Below are 16,556 nucleotides of genomic sequence, written 5' to 3'. Positions count from 1 at the left end.
AAATAAGAACAACAATTAGGGTCAGGAGATAGTCCATGAAATTTACCCAGGAACATAAAGAGCTTCAGCGTACCACCCGCAGTTTTATTGATAACGAAATGAATCCCTTCACGGAGCAGTGGGAGCGTGAAGGCATTTTCCCGGCCCATAAACTGTTTAAAAAGCTGGGAGACCTTGGTCTGCTTGGTATCGCCAAACCCGAGAAGTTCGGTGGCCTGGGACTGGATTACAGCTACCAGGTTGCCTTTGCAGAAGAGCTTGGCACTGCACGCGCAGGTGGAGCAGCGCTGGCCATTGGCGTGCAGACCGATATGGCCACACCAGCCCTTGCCAAGTTTGGCAGTGATGAACTGAAAGAGGAGTTCCTGGCTCCTGCTATTCGTGGTGAAAAGGTGGCCTGTATTGGCGTTTCTGAACCGGGTGCGGGGTCGGATGTTGCAAGTGTGAAGACCACCGCCAAGAAAGATGGCGATGACTATGTTATCAACGGCACCAAGATGTGGATCACTACATCAACCCAGGCCGATTTTATGTGCCTGTTGGCCAACACCTCGGATGATAAGGTCCACAAGAATAAATCACTGATTGTTGTCCCCATGGACACTCCTGGAATCAGCTTCTCAGAGAAACTGAACAAGATGGGCATGCGCTCTTCCGATACTGCCCAGGTGTTCTTTGACGATGTCCGTGTTCCCCAGCGCAACAGGATCGGTGCCGAGGGCGCAGGCTTTATGATGCAGATGATCCAGTTTCAGGAAGAGCGCCTGTTCGGTGCTGCCATGGCCGTGAAAGGTCTGGAGCAGTGTATAAACGACACCATTACCTACTGCCGAGAGCGCCATACCTTTGGCCAGCCACTGATTAACAATCAATATGTTCACTTCCGTCTGGCTGAGCTGCAGACAGAAGTCGAAGCCCTGCGTGCTCTGATCTACCAGGCCACAGAAACCTATGTAAATGGTGGCGATGTTCTGACTCTTGCCTCTATGGCCAAACTGAAGGCGGGTCGACTCTCCAGAGAAGTCACCGACAGCTGTCTGCAGTTCTGGGGAGGTATGGGTTATATGATGGAGAACGACGTCAATCGGGTTTACCGGGATATGCGCCTGACTTCCATTGGCGGTGGTGCTGATGAAATCATGCTTGGCATTATCTGCAAGATGATGGGAACACTACCCGGCAAGCGCGGCTAATCAGGAGTACTCAGCATGACTTTTCCTGAATGTGAATGTCTGGAGTTAACCCAGAAAGGGCCAGCGCTGTTTGTAACCTTTAACCGCCCGAAAGTGCGCAATGCGCTGAGCCTGAATATGGTAAAGGAGCTGCTGGCTGTCTTTGATTCGGTTCTGCTCAGTCCGGAAATCAGGGTTATGGTGCTGCGAGGGGCCGGCGGTCATTTCTGTGCCGGCGGAGATATCAAGGATATGGCCTCTGCCCGCACCAGAACCAGCGAAGGTGAAACCGATTCTTTCTATATCCTGAACCGCACTTTCGGTTACCTGCTGGAAACTGCCGAGCAGTTACCTCAGGTTCTGGTCTGCGCCCTTGAAGGTTCGGTGATGGGTGGAGGATTTGGGCTGGCCTGCATCTCTGATGTTGCCCTGACCCATAAAGATGCCAGCTTTGCCCTGCCAGAAACCGGCCTTGGTATTACTCCGGCTCAAATTGCCCCATTTGTTGTCAAGCGCATAGGCCTTACCCAGGCTCGGCGTCTTGCTCTGCTGGGAGAGAAGTTCAACGGTGCTGAATCTGTGAGACTGGGGATTACTCACAGCGTTTTTGACTCAGTGGAAGAGATGGAGCAGGAGCTGGACAGTGTCATTGAAAAGGTTCACCGCTGCGCCCCTGGAGCCAATGCCACAACCAAGCAGCTGATGCTCTCGGTTGGACAGGTGCCCATGAAAGAGCTTCTGGACAGTGCCGCACGTGATTTCTCCAATGCTATCCAGGGGCCGGAAGGAACCGAAGGCACCATGGCTTTTGTGCAGAAGCGCCTGCCAGCCTGGGCGGAAGTCAAAACAGGGGAAGAAGAATGACAATATCAAATTACTTCTCCAAGGTTTTAATTGCCAACCGAGGAGAAATCGCCTGCCGGGTTATTCGAACTGCTGGCGAAATGGGTTACAGGACAGTTGCCGTCTACAGTGAAGCGGATGCCGGTGCACCACATGTCAACATGGCAGATCAGGCTGTCTGCATTGGCCCTGCTCCTGTTGGGGAATCTTACCTCTGTATTGAAAAGATTATTGATGCTGCCAGGCGTACCGGTGCCGATGCAGTTCATCCGGGTTACGGCTTTCTTTCAGAAAATCCGGACTTTGCTGCTGCCTGTAAAGAAGCAGGCATTACTCTGGTCGGCCCACCTGTATCTGCCATTGCCCTGATGGGGAGTAAAAGACAATCCAAGATTGCTATGGAACAGGCTGGCGTTCCCTGTATTCCAGGTTATCAGGGGGATGCACAGGATGATGAAACCCTGATTAAGGAAGCGGCACGTATTGGTTTTCCACTGATGATAAAAGCATCAGCTGGCGGTGGCGGCCGTGGTATGCGGCTGGTGTTTGATGATTCAAACCTCGCTGAACAGATGAAAAGCGCCCGCAGCGAAGCGACCAGTGCCTTTGGCAGCGGAGAGCTTATTCTTGAGCGGGCCCTGATGGAACCACGCCATGTGGAAATTCAGGTTTTCGCGGATACACATGGAAAGGTTGTCTATCTGGGTGAACGTGACTGCTCCATCCAGCGCCGTCACCAAAAGGTTGTTGAGGAGGCACCCTCACCCGCGGTGAATAGCGAACTGCGTAAACAGATGGGTGAAGCGGCTGTTCTGGCAGCCCGTACCTGTGATTATGTTGGCGCAGGGACTGTTGAGTTTCTGCTAGACAAAGATGGCAGCTTCTACTTTCTGGAAATGAATACGCGCCTGCAGGTTGAGCATCCTGTCACGGAACTGATCACCGGAACAGATCTGGTCGCCTGGCAGCTTGATATTGCTGCGGGTAAACCTCTACCAATGACACAGGATGAAATCCAGCTGACCGGTCATGCCATGGAAGTTCGCCTGTACGCTGAAGACCCTGCCCAGAACTTTATGCCTCAAACCGGGTTGATTCAGCAGTGGGCTCCAGCGCATGGGCATGGCGTTCGCATTGATGATGGTATCCAGACCGGACAGGTCGTCACCTCTCACTATGACCCGATGCTGGCCAAGATTATTACCTGGGGGGAGGACCGTGAAGAAGCCCGCCGCAAACTGATCAAAGCCGTTGAAGATACAACCCTTCTTGGTATGCATTCCAATAAAGCCTGGCTTGCTGCCATTCTTCAGCACTCCACCTTTGCCAATGGAGAGGCTACGACAGCCTTTATTGAACAACATGGTGAAGAGCAGTCCCTGCAGCCCAAAGAGCCTGATCTGGCACTGAGCGGACTGGCTGCGCTCCTGCTGCGGGATAGAAACACCAGAACATCAGCCTGGCGCAGCACGGGTGGAAACCGCTTTGAAAGCAAAGTCAGCACTTCTGATTCCAGCCAGTTGCTGACTCTGACCTCCTCAGCCGAAGATGAGTGGCAGGTTATCGAAGGGGAGGGAACCGCTCAGATCGCTATCCATCAGCGGGATAATAACAGCTGTCTGTGCAGTCTTAATGGTATCCGCCAAACTGTTCGCTTTTCATGCAGTGGAAACGATTTGTGGCTAGACACAGGCGACAGTTGCCACGTTTTTCAGGATCATACCCTGTCCCCCGCCAGAGCCAGTGAAGGAGCAGGTTCAGGTGAAATTCGTGCCAGTATGGATGGTTTGATTGTCGATGTGCTGGTTTCCAAAGGGGAGAACGTCACCCGTGGCCAGACCATTCTGGTTCTGGAAGCAATGAAAATGGAGCACCCGCTGAAAGCCGGATGTGATGGCGTGCTAAGGGATATTTCCGTGGCATCCGGTGAGCAGGTTAAAGGACGGCAGCTGCTGGCGACTGTAAGCAGTGAAGAAGCAGCCTAGGAAGATATGACAGAGAAAACAGCAAAACTGGCAGATCCGGAAAGCGCAAAAGGTCGCTTGCTTACCGCTGCGGCGCGTCTGTTTCGCACCAAAGGCTATGAGCGTACAACTGTTCGGGATATTGCTCAGGAGGTCGGAATTCTCTCGGGCAGTATTTTTCATCACTTCCGCAACAAGGATGACATCTTGCGGGCAGTGATGAGCGAGTGTGTAGAAAGATTGCTGGTTCAAATGGAACATGCGCTTAAGGGGATTTCCAACCCGCAAGACCGCCTGCGCGCCATGATCCGCTGTGAGCTTAACGCTATTCTTGGCCAGCAGGGCAACGCCCTGACCGTACTGGTTTTTGAGTGGCGGGCATTGTCTGACGAGAGTCAGAAGGCCCTGCTGGAGAAACGCCATGCTTATGAGCGCCTCTGGCAGAATGAATTGAAGAATGCCCAGAACGATTTGCGGGCAGATGTCGACCCACTGGTGTTGCGGCGTTTTCTTCATGGGGCTTTATACTGGACAACCCACTGGTATCAGGAGGGTGGGGATTTCAACCTGGATGATTTGACTGAACAGGCCATGCGGCTGATTACAGACTGAGCCTAAATCAGGAAACAACCGCTTCATAAAAACCAGAACAACGATAAATAGAAGAGCAGAGCAGTTATGAACACATCACAAAAACAGGAAATCTCCCTGAATAAACGCACCATTTTTATCACTGGTGCCAGCCGGGGTATTGGCCGGGAAATAGCCCTTCGTTGCGCACGGGAAGGGGCCAATATTGTTATTGCCGCCAAGTCTGATGCCCCGCATCCCAAGCTACCGGGAACAATCTATACCGTGGCTGAAGAAGTTGCTGAAGCTGGAGGCCGGGCTCTGGCCATCAAGCTGGATGTGCGTGATGCCGAGCAGGTACAGAAAGCCATGCAGCAGGCAGCCGAACACTTTGGCGGAATTGATGTATTGGTGAATAACGCTGGTGCTATTAGCCTCACACCTGTCGAACATACGCCGGTAAAAAAATATGATCTGATGAACCAGATAAACGCAAGAGCCGTGTTTGTCTGCTCTCAGGCGGCATTGCCTTTCCTGAAGAAATCCGAAGCTGGCGGACATATTCTCAACCTGTCCCCTCCCCTGAACCTTGCTGAAAAATGGCTGAAACCCTATGCCGCCTACACACTCAGCAAATATGGGATGACAATTCTTACCTTGGGCATGGCCGCCGAATTCAAGCGCTATGGTATTGCAGTGAATTCTCTCTGGCCAAAAACAACCATTTCAACAGCAGCTCTGACCCAGGTCGGTGATAACACCCTTGATGCCCGCAGCCGAACTCCTGCAGTTATGGCTGATGCTGCACGGGAGATTTTTGTTACCGCCAATCAGGCCCTGACAGGTCAGACCCTGATAGATGAGGATCTGCTTCGAGAACGGGGCTTTGAAGATTTTCTTCAGTATGCAGTGGATCCTGAGCAGGCTGATAATCAGTTTCCAGACCTATTTCTGGATTAAAGTCACCATCTATCAGCTCAACATCCTCCTCATCCATTCTGGCCAGGATCAATTGCATCCTGGCCAGTTCATCTTCCATATCCATCCGCTCAACTCTCAGGCTAGTCCCCTTGATCACACTTCTCGTGACATAGTGAATTAACATTCCAGCCACACTTCCCAGGAAGTAATGTATGGCACTGTTATAAGCATCAATTTCCATGTCAGTATATCCAGAGCGTATAAATGCCAGGTGTTTAACGGCACGCCACACGTTTAACCCTCGCAACTCCCCCCAGACTGAACGCGAAACCAACCAGATCACTGTTCCTGCCACATGACCAGTACCAAGAGCTTCAAGGACAAACCGCATATTCTCCTGATAGCTCATGTCATCGATAGCTTTTAACTGGCGCAGCATCAAATAGGACATTGTCATAGCTAAACCACTGTATAAGCCAGCGGCTGCGCCTGTTTTCCAGTAATGTGCTTCTTTCTGGAGAAGGGTACTGAAATGGCTAACGATTGGCCCCTTCAGCAAAAGGCCATCTACCAGGTTGATTGCCAGCATGGTCGCCAAAGAAGAGACAGCTGCAAAATCCGAGTCATTTTCATGTCTCTCAACCAGGCTTCTGGTCAGGCTGCGAATCCCGGAAAGTATGTCCTCCCTGGGGGGGATATCATCAAACTGGTAAGATAACTCATATTCGGTCCCAGCCGGGCCCCATTCATAATTCGCATCGGCAGATACCGTCGCAGCCAGCCAGCCTGTCAAGAAAATCCAGCTGATCTGCCGGTAAAGTCTGCCCATAGTTTTTGCCACGCTCGTACCGAAACGGGCCAGTATAGAAAAATCCTGCCAAAATGCGTTATCCAGCTCTCATCAATACTCATCAGCCATCATTTTTCTGATAATTGCACTGACCAAAGGCTTGGGCAGCACCCGTGCCAGCCTGATCAACCAGCATGGACATGGGGAAACAGATAGTTTGTACAGCAGGTATCTATCAAAATCCGGCACGCAGCCTTGGCAGCTGAATATGGCCCCTGCTGAGTAAAATCGGTTCAGTCCGTTGAGTTAGTATTTGAATCCAGCGTCGTGTCTTCCATGACAGGAAATCGGTAAAGGTAAATTGTGACGCATGTACCTGTTACTGCCAATACCAGGGCAACCCACCATTTCCCAACCAGAAATGCCGATAATCCAAGACTTGCCCACATAGTGATAACTGCCCGTTGCCTTATTTTTCGGGGGATACCCTGGTCGACCTGAAAGCTCTTCACTATAGAACCTAAATGGCGATGGTTGACCAGCCAGGTATGAAAGCGCGGAGAAGATCTGACAAAACAGAACCCGGCAAGAAGAAGGAACGGTGTTGTCGGCAGAATAGGAAGAAAAATCCCAATAATACCGAGAGCCACGGCAAGCCAACCACAAAGAATCAGTAACAGATGAGCGAGTTGTTTACGCATAGTTTGTTCGAAAAAGACTATAGCTATACATCCTACCGGCGCTCGCCTTCTTTTTTAATACCAAGAACCCATTTGGTACAAAACATTTAAAACTGTAGGAAATAAAAACCAAGATAAGACCAAATTTATTTACACAGCTACAGTATTAATACTAATATTTCTTCGCAATACTGCAGCATTTCACTCGGGTTTAATATGTCTGCCAACAAAGAAGAGAAACCTGCACCGGCAGGAGGCCAGATCAGCAGCAGAGACTCTCAACGAGTTAGTCGAGATAGTAAAGGCGCTACCTCTCAGCCATTACCTCACAAGCTGGAAAACCAGATCCTTCAACTGGAAAAGCTTCTCAGCAAGATACGTGATCCAATGAAGGTTCGCAGTTCTTCAAATTGACCGGGCTCTCTATATCATCTGTCAGGAACAGACAGCCCGGCTCAAAAGTCGCTATCTTTCAATCACGACGGTAAACCACAGATATCAATAATTCTTGAGCGTGCACTGTTTACCACGGCATACCCTTCCCTGATTGCGTCCCCCGCCCGGTCAAAATCCACCATACCAATATCCATTAGTCTTGGCGAAAGCTGCAGATCCGGCGGATCACCGGCCATACGGCTACGGGTAATGCGATCCTGCATAATATTGATAGAGGCTGCCATCACATCAAAAATCCCTGGAGCCTCATCTCTGTGATGAGGGCCGGCAAACCAGGACTTGATGCGCGCGATAGCTTTGGACTCTTCAGCCTTTTCTCTGCTGTCAGAACTGGATAAGTGTTCACGCTGTTCAGCCCGGCCTACGTGTCGGTTTACTATCTGGGTATTGAGGTCAACGGCAATAACGATATCAGCACCTAGAGCCCTGCACAGTGAAACAGGAACAGGATTAACCAGGCCACCATCAAGCAGCCAATGCCCGTCTGTTTCTACTGGCTGGAACAGTCCTGGGAAAGTACACGACGCCCTTATTGCATCAAGCACAGGGCCTGTTCGCAGCCAGCGTTCCTGACCAGTGGCGAGATCAGTGGCTATGGCTCCGTAAGCGCAGGGCATATCTTCAATATTCATATTCACACCGCTATCACGGAAAAAGTTGAGAAGCTTTTCTCCGCGTACCAGGCCACCGGATAGTCCGACATCCACCAGCCCCCAGACTTCACGCCAGTTTTTCAGGGACAGAACCCAGTCTTCAAACTCATCAATAAACCCACAGGCCCCCGCAGCACCAACCAGAGAGCCAACAGAGCAGCCTGCAACCACATCAGCCTCTACCCCCATCTCCTTCAGGGCCTTGATAACTCCAATATGAGCCCACCCTCTGGCAGAACCTGATCCAAGAGCCAAACCTATTGATAAGCCATTGATCACTTGCCCACCCCTCCAGTTTTGGGTTGCTGGTTAATTCTTCTCATTTGTCGAAAATATCCCTTTTTTAAGACTGCATCCTTGAATAGAACTGGAAAAAACAATAGTCGCACACTAATTTCACAGATCATTTTCTTATCAAACTTAAATGGCCATAGACGACTGAGTCATACCCTATCAGTCTCTTATAATGAAATTGCCCATATTATTTTATGAAGGCGATGCGTTTTGATTTACAGACTGCTGGCGCATATTTTTTTCTTTCTCTCAAAGCTCTGTATGCTGGCGTTCATTGCAGTGCCCTACTCAAAAGCAGAAGAATATCCAAACGGTATCGAACTTATGTACCGGGCACCTGCCATTTTACGCCACTCTGGATATCTGCAGATAAGCCCGGAGCATCAGACTGCCAGAATGGCAGAAAAAGCTCTGCTGGAAATTGCTGCACCCGGTGCCATCATTTTGGCCAGCAGCTGGGCAATGGGTTTTGTCTACAAGCACCTGACCCGCTGTATCCAGCACCCTGCTGCCGGTGGTATAGCAATTCCCATTATGAACCTGATATGGGGACAGGCACTAGGGCAGGAGTCGTTATCAAATGCTCTCAAAAACGCTTTACCCAATGGTATTGATCTTGGGATGACATTACTGAGAGGTCCTTACTGGCTCGGTGAACTGACTCCCTGGCTACGTCGTCTGGAGATTGCCAGAACAGTATTCAATACTCTCAGACCCGAATTTGAGCGGGAGTATCAGAAATGGCAGACCATGGACAAATGTCCCATTGAGACTGACAGCTTCCCATCCGGTTTTTCTATTTTTCTTGAGCGTAATCTTGAGCACATACCATTCACACACCGAATCACAATTGAATGGCAGAACAACATCAGTCAGTTGCAACAAAGACATGATGCAACCGATGCCCTGGTTGAGCTTGCTCAAAAGATGAGCAGGCAGAACATATCCGGGCTGAGAATCTTCCCAGTATCTTACGATGGGAAGCCAAGCCTTTGGATTTCATGGCTAAAGGATGAAGAGTGGGGACCGCTTGATCAGGTTCGAATAGAGACAGAAAAACATTACGCATGGTGGACAGAAGCGCTCGGAAAACCATTTCCAGTTATCGATGCAATCCCCAAGAGAGTATCCGATCCCCTTGCTCCTGTTATTCTTGAGAAACTAAGGCCTGACTTCGGCCATCAGCTGCAACTTGACTCACAGAGTCTGTCCCTTAACAAGTATCATATTCCCGGTTTAACCGTTTTCTCCGGCCCCGGGCACTTCAACCTGTGGCTGACACCGGGAAGAAGCAGTCTCCTTGTTTCCCAGCATCATGTTATGCCGCAAATGGTTCTCCAGTCAGGGCTGGAGTGGGACAGTCACCTGCGGGAACTGCGCCACCATATAGCTCCCCCTTTACTTCCTGGCTGGTCATCCCTTCCCTACAACCTGTCACGAGTCGGCCTGTTTTATCTGCTTCGTAAGGTTGGCTGGTATTGGGGTTCCTATGAAGGGGAACACTTTGAGAGACGGACAATTTTTCCAGGAAGCTATAAGAAGTGGAGAAATATAAGAGTTCCGGAAAGAGCAAAGCCAGTTGTTGTAGAGCTAAGTGATGGTAATGAGCTAACCGGTTACCTGATGGAATCATCAAATCAGAATACTCAAAAGTCTTTGATTATCGTTTATCACACTAACAACACTCTGGCAGCCCAGATGGCCGGATTTGGAAATATTGCCAAGGCAGATGATATCAATCCTTCGACCCTGCTTAGCCAGTATATTGATGATAATGGTGTGGATGTTTTCTTCCCTGAATATCGCGCTTATAACAACCCATTAAAGATCACATCAACAGATCAGTTTCTACAGGATGCCTTGTCAGCCTTTGATACCGTCGCCGCTAACTACAGTGATATTACAGTGATGGGTTACTCACTGGGCAGCGGGCCAGCAAGTCATGTAGCAGCCAACAGAAGTAATGTAAGCCGGCTGATCCTGCTGGCTCCATTTGCAGAACTAAGAGACATCAGTAATGACTGGCAGGGTATATCTCTTCCCCGCTTTTTTATGTCTTATCACATGAACAATGCAGAAACACTGGGCCATGGTGTTTCTTCACCCGTATATCTTTTTCATGGGGAAAGAGACAGAACAATTCCAATTCACCATAGTGAGAAAATCAAAGATACTTTCAAGATGAACTACAGCGGCGGTATACATCTCTACCGGGGAGGACGCCGCATTCATCATGATAATATTCTTGACAACAGTGCTGTTCAGAGGGAGATGATTACTATTTTCCAGAGTGATATTCCACCTCCTTCACCACTATAAATCTTCAGGACCTTTGCTTTCTCTCCAGAAAAATGTGTAGTCCGCCCCATTGTTGCAATGATTATCGCAATGACGGGATTGGTTTGCGCTAATGTATTCGGAGTCTTCTGTGGGAAACTCCCGCATCCCCTCTACGATGAGATCCGCGCTGGATTGTCCTCAAAAAGGCCAAAGCATGTTCTGCTGTTTTTTTAACCTGATTTTCAATCCAGCGGTCTGACCGTTTTCGTCATCCTGTTAATCATTGCAAACCCTGTTTAAATTTAGCTTTTTCTATTTCGGACAGTTCACCACTCTCAAGAGAAACTTCAACAATATTACCTTCTGAAGTTTCAATTACAATTGAGTTATCTTTCTTTTCAATTGACTCAAACCAGATTCGCCAAAAGCCTCCGATGGGGCCAATTTCATTGGCTTCAAATTTGCGCGGTTTGGTCAGCTCTCCGCATCTATAAAATTGCTTAACACCGCTGAAATCAAAAACAGCAATACAAGGACGATCAATGTCGTCCTCAGTTAAATATTTCCAAGCAACCCAAACGACAGTATTTCCCGAGTTAGCAACTGCCCAAGTATCATGCCAAATTTTCCAACCAAAGAACCAACGCTCTGTATTTGGATCATTTTCTTCATGGACACTGATACGTTTTGAGCTTGGATCAACAAGAGCAAAATATTTCCCATTTTCCGAATAAATTCGCTCTTTTGGAGGGGGCGCAAATGAAGTTGCATAAAGTTGTGATGTAAAAAATGTCAATGCTAATAGTATAAAGTATTTCATAATTACCCTTGTAGCTAACACCCGCATATGGGACACCGTAGGCGTCCCAGGAGCGAAGCGACGAACATGATGAGCTTGTTAGCTTCGTTGTTGGTTGACTCTCAAATTTATAATGTCTTTGTCAGTCAAAGTCAGCATTTCTTGCTCTTCTTTGACATCAATAAAACGTAAGCGGCCCCAAAACCCACGACTTATCATCAAATGCGACTTTAGTAGTAGAAGTATACAGTACAAAATTCCTGCAAGTGCTCCATACAGGTGGGCATCCACAACCGTGGGAATGTCAGTGAGTGCGGAAGTTATTACATCATGTGGCTGCCACTGCTCTATGGCTATCTTTCCGAGAATAACCAATACGATACCAGTATTAATCAGTCGGTCGTCAGAAAACGTATTTATTGCCCCGATGAGGATAAGACCTGTTAAAACGCCGGAAAAACCTACATATCTTTCTATTCCTGGACTTTTCAACCAAAGCCCCCCGGATATTGTAATCGATAAAAAAAATAGCATGCAGAGAGATATTTTTTGTCGCTCGCCATAAAGAACGTAAAAAGCAATAAGCACCAATCCATTCATTAACAGGTGATACCAGGATAAATGAATCCAATGGCCAGACAATAGTCGCCACCAGTCTCCACTAACCAATCCACTCCGTGTATAGGCCAGAGCATCCTGCCAATCTGTTGGTGCCAACTGCATCACAACGAGTGTTACAAGACAAACAGTTACTGGCCATCGTAAATGCTTCGATAAGTAATGATTAGTAAAATACATATACGTCTACGGCTTTATATTTTAATCTTGATTTCCTGTTGTCTGACGCTGTTTGCCTGCAGGTTAAGTTATTGATCTGCAAACAGTATCATGACCGCTCAAACAACCATGATAAGGAAACATCATTTTCCTTATGGTAACAATAAATATCAATGGAAGTATGATTAACTGATGACGTTATCCAAGAGACCCTCACTCCTGACTGCGAGTAAGCAGGAAGAGAGGCGATACCTCAACCATTTCAGTGTCTCCGTATTGATAAAGCATTGTATCCTGACACTCGCATTTATCGTCAGTTCTCAGGCGTACGCCGAAAAAACGCTGGAAGTCTTGATTCAGGGGTACCCCTATGTGCTTGAACTTGAGGAGGCTGAACAGAATCTTATTTTCAACCAGCCGGGAGAAACAACCAAATCGCTCCACTATCGCGGCAAGATCAGAGGAGAGACTGACAGCTGGGTTTCAGTTTCTCTGCTAAATAAGCGCTGGCAAGGTGTTATTTCATTCGCCAACGAGTTTTACACTATAAACCAACCCCTTGCCGGGAATTCTGAGACATTATCAAAGAAAGCAGATGATTCAGATACCAGAATGATGCAGGCTGCTTCAAATGCAGTGGTTGAAACAGAGTTGGTAGCCGACCTTGGTGAAAACTTATGCGGCGTGGTTGGTCAGGACACCCATTCCGATAAAAATATATCTGCATTACTCCAAGCCTCCGAATCAAACAGATTTGATACCACGCATAGTATAAATCTACAGGCTAAAGCACTGGATTATGACAAGCTATGTGAAACAACAGTAAATGGTATATGCTTTTTACCTCAGCTGGAGATTGTTGCAGACCTACATTTCCAGCAGGCAATTGCTAATTCTGGAAACAACCCAAGGGAGCAGATTCAGATCCTGGTCAATTATGTTCAGGAATATTTCCGACAAGCCGTGAAAATAGCTTTCAAGACAGTCCATGTTGAATTATTGAATGAAGTAGTATTTGACACAACAAAAGACGCTAATGCGCTTTACAATGATCTGAGAGAAAAAAGAAAGGGCAAGCTGGCATTTGAGAAAAATGCCTACTCAATCATGCACTTGCTAACAGGACGAAGTTTTAATTCATCAGTGGCAGGGATTGCCTCGCAGAGTAGCACTTGTGGCTGGCGGTCAGCTGTTGGCATAACTTCACTCAAGACCGATTATAATAACCCGGAGATTGCTGTCACTTCGCTTATTATGGCTCATGAAATTGGCCACAATATGGGCTCAGCCCATGATTTGAAAGAGCTCAATAACTGTGATCCTGGCGACTATCTTATGGGTACCACTCTAAATACTAATGCAAATACCTTTTCGGATTGTTCAATAAATTATTTCAAAGACTACATTAAATCCATACGAAGTAATACTCTGGATGTTTGTCTCAACTTTCCTGTAGATGCCAAACTGGAAGTGGTTAAGGGGAATATTCAAGAAGCTTCTCCGGGTGAGCTGTTTACTCTCAGATATAACCTGGCCGTTCAAAGTGGTTACAAAGCACTGGAAAAAATAGAAGTCAAAGGGAGCGTAGATCAAAAAGCAGGTTCTATAAGAGCAGTCAGGCTTGCTGGTCAGGAATGCCAGGTGGACAGTAATGGTTCTGCTTACACGTGCAGCCTTGACAACCCGGCAGAAAACAATCAGCTGGAAGTTGAAGCTTCTATTCTAGAGAGTGCCCCAGATTCGATACATATCACTCAAAAGGCCATTGTTGCTACAAATAGCAATAAAGTGGATTTAGTCTCCTCAAATAACAACTTGACTACAAATATTAGCAAAGCTGCTACTACTGAAACGGGTTCTGGATCTAACTCAGGAGGCGGCGATAATGCCGGTGGCGGTGATAACGCCGGTGGCGGCGATAACGCCGGTGGTGGGGATAACGCCGGTGGCGGCGATAACGCCGGTGGCGGGGATAACGCCGGTGGCGGGGATAACGCCGGTGGCGGGGATAACGCCGGTGGCGGGGATAACGCCGGTGGCGGGGATAACGCCGGTGGTAGCGGTGGCGGTGCCCATGACCCGTTAAGTCTGCTAGTGATAGTTTTAGCCATAATGGTACACAGAAAACGTACTCTACTCCCCAAATTTAACTGATTGAAACTGTTTGGCCGGTTCTGGTGTGGTGCCACATGATGAGCGGCAGGTTTCCGAGATGAGCTTTCTCTTACCGTGTGCCTGAATTAAGTTAGATTCCGCTGCTGAATCTGCAGCGGAATCACTTCAGTGGAGGCCAACACGATTGTTAATGTTTAGCAGTGCTAGGAAACTTGGCTACGCCAGATACTTTCATCCTTGCCATTTCGTCCTCTAAATTCAGCATGTCGTCACATTTTCGCACTAATACTCCTGATGATAATTTTTTATTAGTACAGCCGCTATTCGAGCCCTGATTGCATTTGATACCGAAGCTATGAATTAAGTCTGCACGCAAAATACCAAGTTCATCCTCCACTTTCATGCGATTCAAGATAAGTAGACACCGCCCATAATCAGAATCTTTGCAAAGTTTTGCAAGGTGTACATAATCTTCAGACTCCAGACTCTTCTCAACGTCGCCATTCCTTATTTGCTCTGCGATATATTGCGCCAGAGATACTCCCTGCAAGGTTTCTGTTTTGTTCAGAATCTCTATAAACTTCCCGTAGGTAAGACCTTTGCCCCATTTGTCTGAGTGGTAACTACTTATTTGGGTTCTGTACCCGGTTAAACTTTCCCAGGAGTGCTGATTGACAGTGTCATTGTCACCCATTGTCGTCTGAATCTTCTTGCCAAACCCCTCTCGTTCCTCCTTGCTGATAATTCTGCTTGCAACCCTGTTAGCTCTGAATTTGTCGACCTTAACTCTAAGCAAGTCTGCATTAAGCCCATCTAAAGAAACCGGACGAAGTTTAGGTTTACTAACATCTCTTGGGGTTGCTTGCTTTGCCAGCTGAATGGCTAGAAGAGGGAATTCTCCCCCTTCTACTTGGCCTCTTAAAGCAATAAGATTCATGTTATTACAAGCTTCATAAACACCCGAGAGCTTGTCTGCCTCATGGGCCAGATACAAAAGCCTATACCCAGGCTGCTTTGTATCCTGCTTTATATCATTTATGGCTTTTTCAGACATACCCATTCTGGCTGCCAGGGCCTCGGCATGTGAATCCAGCCAATCCCCTACAGAAGTCATTTCCTTTTGGAACTCCTCATCTTCAGAGCTGAGTTTTAGCTCACCAGAACGTAATTTTTTCGCAATATTCCGGTGATCTATCTTTTCAAGTCCTTTGGCCATGACTTCTAGAGTTAAGCTGCTGCCCAACTTATCAAGCACTCTACTGAGGAGTTGGAATCCAGCTTCATACAGGTTTGTTGGGTACTGATTTTTAATGGTACTTATAGCTGCCTCATCCAGCCACGCAGTTGTACGAATCAGAACTGCAATATCACCAATATGTAATCGATCAGCTAGATCCTGTATGTCAGCTGTCGTAAGTTCCCGACTATCAGTAATGGTTTCAGCAGCCTTTGGTAATGGAGTTGTCATATGAATATGAAGTTCCACTGGTACATCCTCATCCTCATCCTCACCCTCATCCTTACCCTTATCCGGGACAAAATACATGATGATGACTGTATTAGCATCTGGCAGTGAATCGGGGAGAGCTTCATGATTCATCTGATATTCTTTCCCATTGACGATCAGAGTTGGTTGCTGAAAATTGATATCTTCGTAGTAGACTGACGGGATCATTATTGAAAAAACTTGGCCATTTTGTATCTGCAAAGATGGAGATTTGTCTGTCTGCTCCAGGAATGTACAGATCTCTCCCGGCCCACAGTCCCTTGGCACCCCAACTATACGATCGCCCATAATCTGGGTTAGAGTCACCTCAGTTGAAGCCATAACAGGGGGGTCATATGGAATTTTTCTACGTTCTGCAAACTTAACTCCAATTGTTTTTGGAGCATGAGCCGTATCACTTGGTTTCTGAACAGAAGCAATGCTGATATAAAGGGTTCCCCAGCCTGGGGCTTGTCTTTTCCCAGGTATAAGTTGCATATAGCCTAGTGAATCATGGGTATGGAGGTAAAAATTTTGTTTAGTTCCATCTGGTTCTAAAGACGTATTACTAAACGAGTATTTATCAAGTGTTTTCTCTTTTGGAAGAGGAATGCTCAGTATCACCCCGTTATCCAATTCGATTGTAACTGCATAAGTGACGATAGATATGTGAATGAAGAACAGCAGTAAAATCCAATTCAAAGTACCTTTACTTAAAAAAAAATCAGGTTTGCACATATTATTTAACTCCAGTCA

The 16,556-nt window shown here is 47.5% G+C and carries 13 protein-coding genes; 8 read left to right on the top strand and 5 right to left on the bottom strand.

What is annotated here, in order from left to right:
- Positions 1–35 precede the first annotated feature (35 nt).
- From M3P05_RS15835 to M3P05_RS15815, 5 genes are all read left to right on the top strand, one after another.
- On the top strand, positions 36–1,193 hold the full coding sequence (locus tag M3P05_RS15835; RefSeq protein WP_249700993.1) for an acyl-CoA dehydrogenase family protein: 1,158 nt from the start codon (positions 36–38) through the stop codon (positions 1,191–1,193).
- A gap of 15 nt (positions 1,194–1,208) precedes the next feature.
- Complete coding sequence (locus tag M3P05_RS15830; RefSeq protein WP_249700992.1) at positions 1,209–2,036, top strand: enoyl-CoA hydratase/isomerase family protein; 828 nt, start codon at positions 1,209–1,211, stop codon at positions 2,034–2,036.
- Positions 2,033–4,000, top strand: coding sequence for an acetyl/propionyl/methylcrotonyl-CoA carboxylase subunit alpha (locus M3P05_RS15825; RefSeq protein WP_249700991.1), 1,968 nt, complete (start codon positions 2,033–2,035; stop codon positions 3,998–4,000). Before M3P05_RS15830 ends, M3P05_RS15825 begins: the two co-directional genes overlap by 4 nt.
- A gap of 6 nt (positions 4,001–4,006) precedes the next feature.
- On the top strand, positions 4,007–4,591 hold the full coding sequence (locus M3P05_RS15820) for a TetR/AcrR family transcriptional regulator (RefSeq protein ID WP_249700989.1): 585 nt from the start codon (positions 4,007–4,009) through the stop codon (positions 4,589–4,591).
- Positions 4,592–4,657: 66 nt separating this feature from the next.
- On the top strand, positions 4,658–5,509 hold the full coding sequence (locus M3P05_RS15815) for an SDR family oxidoreductase (RefSeq protein WP_249700988.1): 852 nt from the start codon (positions 4,658–4,660) through the stop codon (positions 5,507–5,509).
- A 1,044-nt stretch (positions 5,510–6,553) separates the two neighbouring features.
- Here the strand turns inward: M3P05_RS15815 and M3P05_RS15810 are convergent.
- Positions 6,554–6,961: a YbaN family protein gene (locus M3P05_RS15810; RefSeq protein ID WP_249700986.1), complete on the bottom strand. Its 408-nt coding sequence runs from the start codon at positions 6,959–6,961 to the stop codon at positions 6,554–6,556.
- 195 nt (positions 6,962–7,156) lie between these two features.
- Between M3P05_RS15810 and M3P05_RS15805 the strand changes: the two genes are divergently transcribed.
- Positions 7,157–7,354: a hypothetical protein gene (locus M3P05_RS15805; protein WP_249700985.1), complete on the top strand. Its 198-nt coding sequence runs from the start codon at positions 7,157–7,159 to the stop codon at positions 7,352–7,354.
- A 62-nt stretch (positions 7,355–7,416) separates the two neighbouring features.
- Here the strand turns inward: M3P05_RS15805 and rssA are convergent, their stop codons facing one another.
- Entirely contained in the window at positions 7,417–8,328 is a 912-nt protein-coding gene (gene rssA, locus M3P05_RS15800) for a patatin-like phospholipase RssA (protein ID WP_249700984.1), read from the bottom strand.
- A 294-nt stretch (positions 8,329–8,622) separates the two neighbouring features.
- Between rssA and M3P05_RS15795 the strand changes: the two genes are divergently transcribed.
- The gene (locus tag M3P05_RS15795) at positions 8,623–10,662 is read left to right on the top strand and encodes an alpha/beta hydrolase (protein WP_249700983.1); all 2,040 of its coding nucleotides are present in this window, start codon (positions 8,623–8,625) and stop codon (positions 10,660–10,662) included.
- Between the two features lie 241 nt (positions 10,663–10,903).
- On the opposite strand, the gene M3P05_RS15790 is transcribed toward M3P05_RS15795, so the two are convergent.
- Together M3P05_RS15790 and rrtA are read right to left on the bottom strand one after the other, a co-directional pair.
- A complete protein-coding gene (locus M3P05_RS15790; protein WP_249700982.1) occupies positions 10,904–11,443 on the bottom strand; it encodes a hypothetical protein in 540 nt (179 codons plus the stop codon).
- A gap of 78 nt (positions 11,444–11,521) precedes the next feature.
- Entirely contained in the window at positions 11,522–12,139 is a 618-nt protein-coding gene (rrtA, locus tag M3P05_RS15785) for a rhombosortase (RefSeq protein ID WP_249700980.1), read from the bottom strand.
- A gap of 432 nt (positions 12,140–12,571) precedes the next feature.
- On the opposite strand from rrtA, the gene M3P05_RS15780 reads away from it, so the two are divergent.
- Positions 12,572–14,353 carry a M12 family metallo-peptidase gene (locus M3P05_RS15780; RefSeq protein ID WP_249700979.1) on the top strand — a complete coding sequence of 594 codons (1,782 nt, stop codon included), beginning with the start codon at positions 12,572–12,574 and terminating at the stop codon, positions 14,351–14,353.
- A gap of 148 nt (positions 14,354–14,501) precedes the next feature.
- On the opposite strand, the gene M3P05_RS15775 is transcribed toward M3P05_RS15780, so the two are convergent.
- On the bottom strand, positions 14,502–16,538 hold the full coding sequence (locus M3P05_RS15775) for a death domain-containing protein (RefSeq protein WP_249700978.1): 2,037 nt from the start codon (positions 16,536–16,538) through the stop codon (positions 14,502–14,504).
- Positions 16,539–16,556 lie beyond the last annotated feature (18 nt).

The sequence above is a fragment of the Parendozoicomonas callyspongiae genome, assembly GCF_023502345.1.
Classification (GTDB): Bacteria; Pseudomonadota; Gammaproteobacteria; order Pseudomonadales; family Endozoicomonadaceae; genus Sansalvadorimonas; species Sansalvadorimonas callyspongiae.
The sequence above is the reverse complement of the archived record's forward strand: the minus strand, read 5'-3'. Positions and strand labels throughout refer to the sequence as shown.

Bases quoted from the DNA above. Each gene is read 5' to 3' on its own strand.
- M3P05_RS15790 (WP_249700982.1), bottom strand. From the start codon at position 11,443: ATGAAATACTTTATACTATTAGCATTGACATTTTTTACATCACAACTT.
- M3P05_RS15835 (WP_249700993.1), top strand. From the start codon at position 36: ATGAAATTTACCCAGGAACATAAAGAGCTTCAGCGTACCACCCGCAGT.
- M3P05_RS15820 (WP_249700989.1), top strand. From the start codon at position 4,007: ATGACAGAGAAAACAGCAAAACTGGCAGATCCGGAAAGCGCAAAAGGT.
- M3P05_RS15805 (WP_249700985.1), top strand. From the start codon at position 7,157: ATGTCTGCCAACAAAGAAGAGAAACCTGCACCGGCAGGAGGCCAGATC.
- M3P05_RS15815 (WP_249700988.1), top strand. From the start codon at position 4,658: ATGAACACATCACAAAAACAGGAAATCTCCCTGAATAAACGCACCATT.
- M3P05_RS15810 (WP_249700986.1), bottom strand. From the start codon at position 6,961: ATGCGTAAACAACTCGCTCATCTGTTACTGATTCTTTGTGGTTGGCTT.
- M3P05_RS15825 (WP_249700991.1), top strand. From the start codon at position 2,033: ATGACAATATCAAATTACTTCTCCAAGGTTTTAATTGCCAACCGAGGA.
- M3P05_RS15830 (WP_249700992.1), top strand. From the start codon at position 1,209: ATGACTTTTCCTGAATGTGAATGTCTGGAGTTAACCCAGAAAGGGCCA.
- M3P05_RS15775 (WP_249700978.1), bottom strand. From the start codon at position 16,538: ATGTGCAAACCTGATTTTTTTTTAAGTAAAGGTACTTTGAATTGGATT.